At 41.7% G+C, this 13,110-nt stretch carries 10 protein-coding genes and 1 pseudogene; 2 read left to right on the forward strand and 9 right to left on the reverse strand.

Annotated elements, in window-relative coordinates; translation table 11 throughout:
* From A8L45_RS19485 to A8L45_RS19505, 4 genes are all read right to left on the reverse strand, one after another.
* Positions 1-297: hypothetical protein (locus A8L45_RS19485; RefSeq protein ID WP_139122425.1), on the reverse strand; the 297-nt coding region annotated here is incomplete at its 3' end.
* A 344-nt stretch (positions 298-641) separates the two neighbouring features.
* Positions 642-1,043, reverse strand: coding sequence for an MAPEG family protein (locus A8L45_RS19490; protein WP_068905031.1), 402 nt, complete (start codon positions 1,041-1,043; stop codon positions 642-644).
* Positions 1,044-2,483: 1,440 nt separating this feature from the next.
* Positions 2,484-3,077 carry a hypothetical protein gene (locus tag A8L45_RS19500; RefSeq protein WP_068905033.1) on the reverse strand — a complete coding sequence of 198 codons (594 nt, stop codon included), beginning with the start codon at positions 3,075-3,077 and terminating at the stop codon, positions 2,484-2,486.
* Between the two features lie 646 nt (positions 3,078-3,723).
* Positions 3,724-4,371: an HAD family hydrolase gene (locus tag A8L45_RS19505; RefSeq protein ID WP_068905034.1), complete on the reverse strand. Its 648-nt coding sequence runs from the start codon at positions 4,369-4,371 to the stop codon at positions 3,724-3,726.
* Positions 4,372-4,589: 218 nt separating this feature from the next.
* Between A8L45_RS19505 and A8L45_RS19510 the strand changes: the two genes are divergently transcribed.
* A complete protein-coding gene (locus A8L45_RS19510; protein WP_068905035.1) occupies positions 4,590-4,943 on the forward strand; it encodes a hypothetical protein in 354 nt (117 codons plus the stop codon).
* A gap of 154 nt (positions 4,944-5,097) precedes the next feature.
* Here the strand turns inward: A8L45_RS19510 and glpD are convergent, their stop codons facing one another.
* The 4 genes and pseudogenes from glpD to A8L45_RS19530 all read right to left on the reverse strand — a co-directional run.
* The gene (gene glpD, locus A8L45_RS19515; protein WP_068905036.1) at positions 5,098-6,651 is read right to left on the reverse strand and encodes a glycerol-3-phosphate dehydrogenase; all 1,554 of its coding nucleotides are present in this window, start codon (positions 6,649-6,651) and stop codon (positions 5,098-5,100) included.
* A 199-nt stretch (positions 6,652-6,850) separates the two neighbouring features.
* Positions 6,851-7,621 carry a DeoR/GlpR family transcriptional regulator gene (locus tag A8L45_RS19520; protein WP_068905056.1) on the reverse strand — a complete coding sequence of 257 codons (771 nt, stop codon included), beginning with the start codon at positions 7,619-7,621 and terminating at the stop codon, positions 6,851-6,853.
* A gap of 157 nt (positions 7,622-7,778) precedes the next feature.
* Positions 7,779-9,296 carry a glycerol kinase GlpK gene (glpK, locus tag A8L45_RS19525; protein WP_068905037.1) on the reverse strand — a complete coding sequence of 506 codons (1,518 nt, stop codon included), beginning with the start codon at positions 9,294-9,296 and terminating at the stop codon, positions 7,779-7,781.
* Between the two features lie 106 nt (positions 9,297-9,402).
* Positions 9,403-10,185, reverse strand: a pseudogene (locus tag A8L45_RS19530) (MIP/aquaporin family protein); the annotation flags it as partial.
* Positions 10,186-10,945: 760 nt separating this feature from the next.
* Here A8L45_RS19530 and A8L45_RS19535 point away from each other — a divergent pair.
* Positions 10,946-11,650 (forward strand): GntR family transcriptional regulator, encoded by a 705-nt coding sequence (locus A8L45_RS19535; protein ID WP_068905039.1) that lies wholly within the window; start codon positions 10,946-10,948, stop codon positions 11,648-11,650.
* 95 nt (positions 11,651-11,745) lie between these two features.
* On the opposite strand, the gene A8L45_RS19540 is transcribed toward A8L45_RS19535, so the two are convergent.
* Complete coding sequence (locus A8L45_RS19540) at positions 11,746-13,083, reverse strand: NCS1 family transporter (RefSeq protein WP_068905040.1); 1,338 nt, start codon at positions 13,081-13,083, stop codon at positions 11,746-11,748.
* Positions 13,084-13,110 lie beyond the last annotated feature (27 nt).

Raw genomic sequence — 13,110 nt, forward strand, 5'->3', positions numbered from 1 at the left:
TTCAACAAGTATTTGTTTTGCAACGCTCTGGTCAGCAACTGACGTTTTCACTGTATCTATCAGGTTTTTCTTTGTTTCCACGTAGACCTTGTCTACGTTGGGTTGCTCACATTCACCTGAGAAAGCGGGAGTCAGTGATGACGTGACTCTCGCTTGCATGGCCGATTCGGCCTGCTGAAAGAGTGTTGACCATAAGTTATCCTGTTCAACGCTCGCCTTCTCATGACTTTTCTGCTCATCAATAAGACGTATCGACTGTGAGTTCCCCATTGAAATATTATTTATAGACTCTGCCATTTTTCTAATCTCCACATTCACAAATTAAATATTAACTTTATTATTTTCACCTTTGAGTGTTGGATGAAAGAATAAAGTTCCTGATTAAAATTAAACAAACATCAGTAGAATAAACATCATGTCAAATATAAAAATTATGAATATGAAACGTATGATATAAAAATATCAGTGTTTAATTCTCAACGAAAATATATCTTTTATGTCAATGGTTGAATATTTAGTTAGCTGAATCTATATGTTAAAAACACAGTATTATCGCGCATTAATTTTCCAGATAGTAAAACGGAGTGCAGAAAGTGGATGGTTTCATCAATTCAGCACTCCTAAAAATAGACCAAGAACGGTTATAACATATGCAGTAGTAGGTCTATCAACATTGTAATGAGAAAAAGTATTGATAGGATAAAAAGACCCATGCGCTGGTTGAGGTTGTTACTGGTCACATGGACAAAGGCGTGAGCATAACGAAAAACCACAAAAAGCCATGCTGACCACAACCCAATATCACTCTCGATACCTTGGCTTATGTAGAGACAAGAAGCGACATAAAAAAGTATCGGTAACTCAAATTGATTGACGAAGCTTCTTGCCGTCTGCTGAACCTTTTTAGGTACTTCCTGGCCCTGCATTAATACATAGAATTTTGGATGTACTTCTCTGCTTTTTACTGAGTCGATACGTACTTTCAACATATATAAACCGATGATAAACACCAGGGAGAACATCATGAACATGGGATAAAACATCGAACGTCCTTATTTTAGCTATAGAGAAACTGGAAATTGTTCACTGATAAATAAGGTTACATTTACCAATCTACAAATTGGTAGCAACCTATATCATAGAGATCATTGTGCTTCCGATCATTCATTCCTTTTTAAAGCAGTAAGTGACATAAGCGCTTACTGATATAAATCTAATTTTCGCTGCATTCCACGCTTACGTTTAGACATGGTTAAGATGCAGCGCACGATAGATAAGACATTGCTGCGAAGTGTATATCGTACACTTGCTGTATCATCATCTGAGTTCCCCTACTCCTTGTCCACCAGCCACTCTGCTTATCAATCAGCCTGAAGGTCATAGTGCTGGCTTTTTCCGGTTGATAGTAGATTGCTTGATGCTTTCCTAATATGACTATCATATCCCACGCGGCAAAGCGATAAAAAATAAGAATAGATATAAAGAAAAACAATATATATATTCGAATAATAGAATTTTAATCAGGGATTATAGAAGATTAAATGCATAATATTGCTTTTTTGATTTCTCATATTAAACAAAAAATCAGCGGTCGCTTGTTTGTGCTGCTCAGTTCTTTCCTCCAATGGCTAAACAGCTCATTCATCATTCAAATAAATCAAAATTTTTATAGTTATAGTGCATTAAGTGCTCAATAGTCTTTTGGGGTTTATTTGAAAAGGTAAAACAAACAATCATTGCATACTCATATAAATGCAAATCACTCGCTAAAAAAGTCAACTCCAGTGGTAAAAACCCGAGAAAATCATTAACTAATTGAGTAATTATGCGTTTTGGGCTGTATTTGAATTGATATATAAAATCTATTGTTGGTAGTAGTCTCCCCCAAACCATAATTATAGGGCCTTAACTATAGCCTTTTTAGTCCAGCCTACGTCACATACTGAATCAGTATTATGGCTGACTGTCACCAGCCGGTTGAAGACTTCAGACAATTAAAAAATGTTGGACCACTGACTCTTTATGTGTCTGAGTCATATCAATTTGCTGTTTAATCGTATTATTCTGCAAACAGGGTCAGGTAATGGTATTGACTCACCACTGATTGATATCCTCCACCAGCAACTGTTTGTCATAGTGACTAGAACCAGAACTGATGGATGCTAATCTGCTTTAGATCTTTGGGAACAGTTTTTACAGAGGCAGCATCGTTTGGTTCAAATACAAATCAAGGAGAACACACCAGTTCTTCACATCTTCGATAGCTAGTATCCTTCGACCAAACGGACGAAAATGAATGTGAAGGTAAATCATCATAGATGCTGAGAGCGGCAGCCACTCGCTATTCTCTAATGCATAAACGTTACAAAAGGAAATGAGCAGAAAAATAAAGTCTGGTGAAGGGTGGATTTTGAAGTGACTATATACGCCCGCTGGCTGGCAGCGGGCATAATATTAGCGGAAAACAAGTTCCAAACATGTTTTCACGATTCTTTGTCACTAAACGCCGCCAGTCTTCCGTAATAATCCGGATCCCTCAACGCCTTTTCACGAATCGTGTTGATCGCTTTTTCTTCCACATGCTTGATGTTTTCGTAGAGTTCTCGATACCGTGTTGACCGCCTTGTACTCTCTGTATTAAACGGTGTTACACCCTCTATACCTTCCGGTTCGTCTATGTATTTTCCCGGTCGGTGCTCAAGGTCAAAAATATCGATACTGTCTTTGTAGTACTTTACCTTTTCCTCAGCAGGAAGATTATGTATTGCCAAATCTAACTCATGAGCAGAAATTTTCACCTCAAAATATTTGAGCCTGTCTAGCTCTGCTCTTGATAACGTTGCTGCATCAAACTTGCTGCTTTGAATGCCCAAATACTCTTCCCTTTCGCTTGACTGACTAATAAGCTTTGCAAAGTTCAAGGTGAGATATATTTGAGACAAAATTTCAGCTGCATCAGTTTCTGTTTTCGCAATCGCCGACTCGAAGCGTTTCGTGTCGAGACTTGCCATACCATCTTCAAGCTGCCTGGTTAAATAATCAAAGTACTCCTCTGGTTTTAATTTATCCTTTCCCATTATGACTACCTCTTTTTTAAGCGCATAACTATTTCCTTCTTTAAATTAATTAATGAGTAAAAACACTAACGTTAAATATAAAATATAGTGATCATGATATTGGCTTCTCAGAGAGAAAAGCTGTTAATATATATGTGCAAAATAACTTTATCGAGTTCCCATTTTAAATTGAAAAAAGGAATAAATTATTAATATGCAACAATATTTAATGCAATTTATTTTTTTATCTCAGAGGTGTGAGATATAATGTAAAAAAATTAGAGGGTACAAAAACCAGAAGAAAGAAAAGATTAAACCCATGATATTAAAGGTTAAATTATAAAAAAAATTAATTAAAAAACTCGATATTTTCAACTCTGTTATTAGACTGAGAACATAAACGCACATGTGAAAATTTTGGTGCAAACATTCTATTTTGAACAATAACTCAAATACACTATCAAATCATTAAATGTTTATATTACGATTGAAGAACGGTTAAAAAGGTCAGAAATTCTTGCTCAAAAAAATAGAATAAATTAAAAATATTTTTACATTTCAACACTAATATCCTGACCAAAAACTTTCGCCTATAAATAAGTAATAACTTATTAAGCATTTCACAAACACAAGTAATACATGAATTGATACGTGTACTTTTCTCTTTCTATTGCAGGTCTGTCACAATAGTGGGCAACTCGTGCATGTTAAACATAACTCTGATCGCACCCGCTTCCTTGAGCTTGTCGGCTTGTGATAACGCACAGAAACCGAGAACTGTCATACCTGCCGCAACACCTGCTTTCACACCTGTTACTGTGTCTTCAACAACCAGACACCGTGATGGCACAACACCCATTGACTGTGCGGCATAAAGATAAACATCCGGTGCAGGTTTGGCTAATTTCACATCTTCAGCACTGAATATCTTTCCCTCAAATTGTTGATAAAGCCCCGACTTCATCAATGTCGTTTCCATTTTTTGGTGCTTACCATTAGATGCGACACAATAAGGTAAGGAAAGTTGGTCAAGGGCTTCCGGAACACCTTCTATAGGCGCAACCTCAGCCTTTAGTGCTCTCATTACTCGTTGATTTAATTCAGGGAAAAAAGTGTCCGGAGCAGGATAACCAAGAATATTCTCTAAAATTTGTCCTCCTTTACCACCGGACTGCCCAACGAATCGATGGTAGATATCATCCTGATCGGCATCGAAACCCAGCTCTCTCAGCATGTCGCAAAATACCCGCGCAGTTATCGTTTCGCTGTCTACCAGTACACCGTCACAGTCAAAAATCACTAAATCAATATTCATCCCTTTTCCTGTCAATTAGATGTTCGAAATAACGGTGAGAACGTGCTTGGCGTTCTCACTTCTATGTCGTCATTGCTCAACACGCTCGAAATGGGGGCTTTATAATCGACATGTGCATCGAAGCTTATGTGTACCTTGCATAACCATGATGGTTCAAAGATACTTTCCACCCTCAAGAAGATAATCACTATCTCATACGAAGCGAATAGGAAAAAGAAATGAAAAAACTCTTCGTCACAGGCTTAACTCTGTTATCGCTGTCTCTCCCTGCTCTTGCTCACGCTGATGATAACAGTGAAGAGATCCGGTCATTGCGGCAGGAAGTACAAATGCTTCGTTCTGATATTCTTCGTCTTGAAGATAAGATTTATGAAATGAATAAGAAGCTGAACTCGAAAGGTAAGTCAGACAAAAGCGACAACTGGGGTTGTTACATCGATGACCTTTCTGCGGGTGCTGTATACGGGACAGGTCGAACAGAAATGGAGGCCAAAGGCAAAACCCTGGCTAAGTGCAAAGAGAAAGGCGGTGCGTGCTTTTCAAGTAATCTGCAATGCTCTAAAGCTGATTAAACCTCCTAAAGCGGGTTAAGTGTTCTGAAGCGGAGTATGAGGACCTGTAAACCTGTTACTTTGCCCAGACTTTAAAATTTAAAGAATGAATTGCCATCGTGTAAAAAGCCCGGAATGATTTCCGGGCTTGAATATTCAGAGACTAAGTGACTTTTTAACTTGCTTTAGTCATATCTAGCCTGATCACTTTCCGATGAGGTTGCTTTCCCATCACGTACCCTGAGAGCTCTGTTTTTTGTTCGTCTGTTAAATATAAGCCCATCTTGGTTCTCCGCCACACCAAGTCATCTACGGTTTTGACGAACTCATGATCAATCAAATAATCGACCTCGCATTGATATAAGTTGTCACCAAAGCAATATCCAAGCTGATCCATAGAGATAACGCCATCAAGTAATTTATGGCAATTTGTTCCATACTGTCGCGCTAAACGGTCAGCAAATCGTTGATCCATCCAAACGTGCTGCTGCCTGAGAGAGTGGGAAAATTGTTTTCTTGAACAACTGAACTCTCCGCCCGGTAAGCTTGCTTCTACCGTCCATTTATCACCCATATCAGGGAAGAAAGGCGAAAGCTTATCCAGAGCAGATTCAGCCAGCTTGCGATATGTCGTCAACTTACCACCGAAAATTGACAACAGCGGTGCATCCCCGTCAGCCTGATGATCAAGTTCAAGTGTGTAATCTCTGGTGATTGCCTGAGGAGAGTCCGATTCATCATCACATAGCGGCCGGACACCACTGTAAGTCCATACAACATCATCGCGGCCTATTTGTTTCACAAAGTGTTGATTGGTTATATCAAGAAGGTAGTCAACTTCCTCCTCAGAGATTGCCACGTCGCGTGGGTCACCTTTGTGTTCAACATCTGTCGTTCCTATCAGGGAGAAATCGTCCATGTAAGGAATAACGAAAACAATACGTCCATCTTTATTCTGAAGGATATATGCCTGCTCCTCATCATGGATTTTGGGTACCACGATGTGAGAGCCTTTGATCAGGCGAATATTTCGCGGAGAGGTACCGTCAAGACTCTCGTCGTAAAACGTTTTTACCCAGGGACCGGCAGCATTAACCAAGGCTTTAGCCTTACGTTCAAATGTCATCCCTGTGAGCTGATCAACAACGGAAACGGCCCAGATACCATTTTCCTGAACCGCATTATCTACTTTGCAATAGTTCCTTACTTCTCCGCCGTTCGCTTTTGTTGCCTGCACATTCAAAAGAACCAGCCTTGCGTCATCCACCCAACAATCAGAGTACTCAAAGCCGACTTTCATCTCTGATTTAAGGATGCCAGATATTGCGAGATCAACGCTATGACTTGCAGGCAATGTTTTGCGCTTACCGAGGAAATCATAAAGAAACAGACCACAACGAATCATCCATGCCGGGCGAAGAAAAGGGCGATGTGGCAAACGAAAACGCATTGGCTCGACAATGTGTGGTGCTTTCTTCAGTAGTACTTCTCGTTCTTTCAGTGCTTCCGAAACTAAACGAAACTCATAATGCTCTAAATATCGCAAGCCACCATGAATAAGCTTAGAACTGGCTGACGATGTTGCCGACGCAAAGTCGTTTGCTTCAAACAAACCAACACTTAATCCACGGCCAGAGGCATCAGCTGCAATACCTGCGCCGTTAATCCCTCCACCAATGATGATCATATCGAGAATGCGGGTGTCATTTTGTTGTAACTTGCTATCCATAACTGACCTTTCAATAATGCGCGAACGAACATAAAAAGATAATAATCGAATAGTACTCCTACTTTCGTTTTCACGCATCATTTATTTTCGAATTCGCGCATCTGTGTGACGTAGACAAAAAAAGCCTCTATATGCAGAGGCTAGATTTGATGATTTTTCAGTGTGTCGAATTAGATGCAGGTCTTATACAGAGCGAACTTTAAGACTCACGGGCTATTTCAACGGGTATCTGATTACTATCCAAAATGTGAAGGATTTCTTTGGGTGGTTTTTTATCGGTAAACAAGGTGTGTATCTGCGAAATGTTACCCAGTTTAACCATGGCATTCCGACCAAACTTTGAAGAGTCAACAGCCAGGAATACACTCCGACTATTCTCAATAATGGCTTGTTTTACTCGTACTTCATGATAATCGAAGTCAAGAAGAGAGCCATCAAAATCGATACCACTGATACCAAGGATGCCGAAATCAAGGCGAAACTGTTTGATGAAATCCAGTGTCGCCTCGCCGACAATTCCACCGTCTTTATCTCGGACTTCTCCACCAGCGAGGATAACTTTTACTTCTGGACTGTCGAGCAGAATACTGGCCACATTGAGATTATTGGTCACGACCCTGAGTTGCTTATGATTTTTACCCAGTTCTCTCGCCACAGCTTCCGGGGTTGTTCCAATATCTATAAATAACGTTGCGCCATCAGGGATATGTCGTGCCAGCGCTTCGGCAATATGATCTTTCTCGTGATAATTCTGAGATTTCCGGGTTGTGTATGAGGTGTTTTCAGAGCTGAGAGGGACAGTGGCACCACCGTGATAACGCCGGATTTTGTTCTCATCGGCCAGATCATTCAGATCCCTTCGGATAGTTTGTGGGCTGACATTGAAACGCTCTACAAGCTCTTCCGTACTGACGTATCCTTGCTTCTTTACAAGCTCAATTATTTGCTGATGCCTTGGTATCTGCTTCACATCTCCCCCATTGCTCTCAGGCAAAGAAAAACTATTCATTTTTACTGAGTGCTCATTGTGCGCGAAATCATTCGCGCATTGAAGTAAGGATATGCGAAATTCAGTCTCAACAATCAAAAAGAGCGCCGAAATGGCGCTCCTTTACTCAAAATCGAACTTATTCTTCGCTATCGCGCATATCAGCCCAAGACTGTGCACACTTAATCGCACGTTTCCAGCCTTTGTATCTGCGTTGTCGTTTATCCTCGTCACCATTCGGTGTAAACGTCTTATTGAGCACTGCTTTATCCTTCAATTCATCAATGCTGTCCCAGAAACCCACCGCTAATCCAGCAAGATACGCTGCACCAAGTGCCGTCACCTCAGTGACTTCAGGCCGGTGCACATCTGTATTCAGCACATCAGACTGGAACTGCATCAGGAAGTTATTAGCGACAGCGCCACCATCAACACGTAAAGCAGACAGTTGAATACCAGAATCAGCCTGCATCGCGTCAAGCACATCACGGGTTTGATAAGCGATACCTTCCAGAGTTGCACGGATAATATGATTGGCATTTACACCTCGCGTTAAGCCAACAATGGTGCCTCGTGCGTAGGCGTCCCAATAAGGTGCACCTAGGCCAGTAAAGGCCGGTACAACATAAACGCCGTTTGAAGAATCAACTTTGGTGGCAAAATACTCGGAGTCTTTAGCATCATCTAACAACTTCATTTCATCACGTAGCCACTGAATGGATGCACCTCCCATAAATACCGCGCCTTCCAGCGCGTACGCAGGAGAGCCATCTGCCCCACAGGCCAGTGTTGTTAACAATCCATGAGTGGAAGTCACCTTCTCTTTCCCTGTGTTCATTAATAGAAAACAGCCAGTACCGTAAGTATTCTTTGCCTGGCCTGCGCTTACACACATCTGACCATACAGTGCCGCCTGTTGGTCACCTGCGATACCGGAGATTGGAATTCGTGTGCCGCCTTTGCCACCAATGTTTGTCTGGCCATAGACTTCAGAAGATCGTTTTACTTCTGGCATCATTGACGCTGGGATCCCCATGACCTCCAACATCTTGTGATCCCATTCCATAGTATTGATATTGAACAGCATGGTACGAGAAGCATTGGTGTAATCGGTAACATGAACACGGCCTTGTGTCATTTTCCACACTAGCCAGGTATCGACAGTACCAAACAGCAGTTTTCCTGCTTCGGCGTCTTCACGCGCACCGTCAACATTATCAAGAATCCATTTAACCTTGGTGCCAGAAAAGTATGGATCGAGAACCAGACCGGTATTTTCACGAATGTACTCTTCAAGACCCTGAGCTTTCAGCGCTTCGCAGATATCGGCAGTACGTCGACACTGCCAGACGATAGCATTATAAACGGGCTTACCTGTTTCTTTGTTCCATACTATTGTTGTCTCGCGCTGATTAGTGATTCCTATCCCTGCCACTTCATCACTACGAATACCTGTCTTATTGAGGGCTTCGACTAACGTAGAACTCTGAGTTGCATAGATTTCCATCGGATCATGCTCAACCCAGCCCGCTTCAGGATATATTTGAGTAAACTCACGCTGCGAAACACTCACTATGTTGGCGTCATGGTCTAAAACAACTGTTCTGGAGCTGGTGGTACCCTGATCTAATGCGACGATGTATTTTTGTTCATTCATTTTGTAATCCTTTGTTGTCGATAAGGGATACACATTAAATGTGTGCACCTTCCGTAGTTGTTTGAGCATTACCTGCTTCCAGCATTGTATCTTTCTCTTCACTTGCTGGTAGGTGCGCACCAATAACTTTTGGATACAGCCAGCCGCCCAGACAAGCACCTGCAATAGGTGCAAGAATAGGTACAATAAAGTATGGGATATCTTTCGCGCCTGTCAGGGCATAATCCCAACCTGCCAGATAAGCAAAAAGCTTAGGACCAAAATCCCGGGCTGGATTCATTGCAAAACCCGTCAATGACCCCAGAGAGCCGCCAATCACAGCAATCAGTATGCCTATCAATAACGGATTCATTGCACCACGACGGTCACCATTTTTCTCATCACCGAGCGCCAATATCACAAACATCAGCAATGCTGTGATCACCAGCTCTACAGCAAAAGCACCCAAAAAGGTCAAAGATGCATGGGGATATGTCGAAAAGATGCCAGCTGTGGCCAATGCTTCCCTGCTGCTTCTGAGTATTCCATTACTTACTTCAAAATCGACGAACAGAGAGCTGTACAGACTGTAAACCAAAGCAGCTGAGCAAAACGCGCCTAAAACCTGACTCATGATGAAAGGCACTACTTTGTGCTTTTCAAAGCCGTGAAACATGGCCAGCGCAATAGTCACAGCCGGGTTAATATGCGCACCAGAAACACCTCCAGTACAGTAGATCGCGATGGCAACGGCAAAGCCCCACACGATACTGATCTCCCATTGAGAGAAATCAGCCCCAGTGAGGACAAGAGCAGCAACGCAGCCAACGCCGAAGAATATGAGTAGGCCAGTTCCGATAAACTCCGACAGGCACTCCCCAAACAAGGTAGGTTTATTGTTTGTTGTCATTGAAAAAATCCTTTTGATTATTAAAACACCAGTTTTATCTCTGGCTGCCCGCTATTTTGCATAACGGAAGAACTTCGAAAACAAACAATCATCAAAAATGAGCGTTCGCTCATAGTGTATTAGCTCTAATTATATATTGAGTTGATATCTTAAATAGTGAGTTGTTTATCAATTCACTCAGTCGTATCGCGTTGATTCTTAATTGAAGTTGATTGCAGCATCCCGACAACTCAATAACCTATTCAGGTAGCTCGAAGAGATCCTTTATTGAGCGATGAACGAACAATAGCTCTTTTTTTAGCTTCAGAATATGAGTCGCTGCCTTAACACCTGTAAATATATCAAACTCAGTCAGATAGTTTTTTTTCATGATTGATGGGTGTGAGGGTTACGGCCAAGAGACTCGTTCACATACGTCAGATTGAACTATTGTGAAAATATTGACCTGTGGTGTGATTTTTTGATAAACCCAATAAAGGTATGGGGTTCCCGTTTAATAGAGTTATTCGCCAAGACGCTGTAACAGATTAAAGTCGCCTATTATCTGTGCCGAAAAACGCGAGACACTTCCCTGAAGATATTGTCCGGCCATCTATTTAGTAAGCTTAAAAAGTAAAAAATAGATATTGATGGAATGTCCGAGCACATATCTTGTTGTTTTTTAGGTATACAATAATGTTATTCCCTTCTCTATCACTTAACAGCAATTGAAGGTATGTAGGCGAACTCCACAAACAAACTGGGTACTTGAAGGTAAACATTGAAACAATACGATCAGCCAACCTCTAAAAAGCGAAGTTCTGCAGACGAAATATACGATAACGTCGTGCTTGCCATTTTCGAGAGAAAATTATCGCCGGGTGTGCTTTTGAAAGAAGAAGAAATGTGTGAGGTGTTCAATGCTCGGCGTGCGACTGTCAGGACCGCACTGCAACGTCTGGCAAGTAAAAAGCTGGTCGACATTGTTCCCAACAGTGGAGCCTATGTTGCTAAACCAAATATCAAAGAATCAAAAGAGATTTTTGAAGCCAGACGATTAATCGAGAGAACTATCGTCATTGAGCTTGCTAAATCTTTTACCAGCGAAAAGGAAAAAGTTCTTCAACAGCATGTATGCGAAGAATGCCATGCAGAAAAAATCGGAGAAAACAGCCTGAGTATCCGTTTGTCGGGAGAGTTTCACCTCCTTTTGGGCGAACTTTCTGAAAAAACCGTTCTCACAGAGGCGCTCAGTGAATTCATTTTTCGTACTTCTCTGATTATTTCCATGTATAAAAAGAAAACACTACCTGCGGGCTCCCTAAAGTTACAATGTCACCACGAAAAGCTTATTGACGCTATTAAATCTGGAGATGGTGAAAAAGCTGCGAAACTTATGGATGAGCATCTTCTGGCTATCGAATCTCAGTTAATGCTGGATAGTGACAGTGAGGATGGCGTTAAACTTCACGATATTTTTTCTTAATTGGCTTCACTTTCCGTACAGAAAAAGACGGCATTTAAAGCCGCCTTTCCTACCAGACGTTTTACACTCTTTGTCTCATCTACCTGTTCGCGTGATTACGACCGGAATCGCTTACAAGCATCCCACTGTGTCATGAGCAGATAATAAGTAAACCCAGCTGGTATGAGGCTTGCGTACCAAGATACAGAAGAGAAAAGTAACGCAAAAACGACGCCAATACCCGATGCAATAACAGCAGCCCAGTTTATTCCTGCATATGGTCCGTTTTCGTCATATAAAGATTCAATATTAAGGGTGCGATTACGGATCACGTAATAATCAACCACTAACACTGCGAAAATCGGACCAAGGAAAGCAGAATATGTTTGCACGAACAACTGTAATCCTGCTGCTGATTCTTCTTTAATCAGCTCCCACGGAAAGGTTGCAAATGCGGCCAAGCCAACAACAATAGTGGCGGTTTTAAACTTCATGTTAAACATATCCATAAGGATATACGTCGGTGGAACAACATTATTCAACACATTCGTTGTGACTTGAGCAAAGGCGATAAACAAAAGCGTGATAACAAGAAGCGGAGTGTTATCGACAGCGCTCGAGAAGACCATGATCGGGTCTGAAATGCCTGTCGCACCTGATACCATAAGGCCAATCAAGCCCATAAACAACGTACAGGGTAATATCGACATTGCATAAATGGTCGTTAGCAAGCCTTTTTCTGTCCCCTTTTTCAATTCCCGAGAGTAATCGCTGACATTGAGCATCATGGTGCTGTAGATACCGAGGAAAAGCATAGTCGCAGACCAGAACTCCACACCCCATGTACCCTCAATATTCACCAGGTTGGTAGTGATCTCATCGCCGTATTTGTTAATAACACTGAAGAACATATACACCAGCGAGAGAAGGATGAAGCCACTACCAATATTCTCAAGCCATTTGATGCCTTGGAAACCAAAGATAGACAGACCAATCTGTAAGAATTGAAATAAAATGAAGTACATGACCATGTTGTCATAGCCGAACAGAGTCGCTGAAACAGCATTTAATGCCCCTGCTCCAACCCATGACTGGAATCCGTACCAGACAATCGCTGGAACCGCTCTGACGATACCAGGGAGACGAGTACCTTTAAACCCAAAAGCTGATCGGGCCTGCACCATAAATGGTATGCCATATTTATAACCCGCCTCGCCATTAATCATTAACGCGATGCCGATAATAAAACAGCCTATTCCTATAGCCAGTGATGTCTGCAGTAGGTTCAATGTGCCTACGATACTTGACCCCATGGCAAATGTTCCAATTGATACACAGCCACCGAACCATGCGAGGAAATAAGATATCCTGCCCATAATCCGCGTATCCTGCGGTGTTAACGACTCCTCTCCGAGTCCTTTCGTTTCCTTCTGAGATGTTTCTGTGGTAGTCATTTACTTTTTCTCCCTATCTTTCAAGGT

It is taken from the genome of Veronia pacifica (assembly GCF_001707825.1).
GTDB lineage: Bacteria > Pseudomonadota > Gammaproteobacteria > Enterobacterales > Vibrionaceae > Veronia > Veronia pacifica.

What these genes read in the sequence shown, in the direction of transcription:
- glpK (WP_068905037.1), bottom strand. Translation starts at nt 9,296, where the DNA reads ATGAATGAACAAAAATACATCGTCGCATTAGATCAGGGTACCACCAGC.
- A8L45_RS19490 (WP_068905031.1), bottom strand. Translation starts at nt 1,043, where the DNA reads ATGTTTTATCCCATGTTCATGATGTTCTCCCTGGTGTTTATCATCGGT.
- A8L45_RS19510 (WP_068905035.1), top strand. Translation starts at nt 4,590, where the DNA reads ATGAAAAAACTCTTCGTCACAGGCTTAACTCTGTTATCGCTGTCTCTC.
- A8L45_RS19505 (WP_068905034.1), bottom strand. Translation starts at nt 4,371, where the DNA reads ATGAATATTGATTTAGTGATTTTTGACTGTGACGGTGTACTGGTAGAC.
- A8L45_RS19500 (WP_068905033.1), bottom strand. Translation starts at nt 3,077, where the DNA reads ATGGGAAAGGATAAATTAAAACCAGAGGAGTACTTTGATTATTTAACC.
- A8L45_RS19540 (WP_068905040.1), bottom strand. Translation starts at nt 13,083, where the DNA reads ATGACTACCACAGAAACATCTCAGAAGGAAACGAAAGGACTCGGAGAG.
- glpD (WP_068905036.1), bottom strand. Translation starts at nt 6,651, where the DNA reads ATGGATAGCAAGTTACAACAAAATGACACCCGCATTCTCGATATGATC.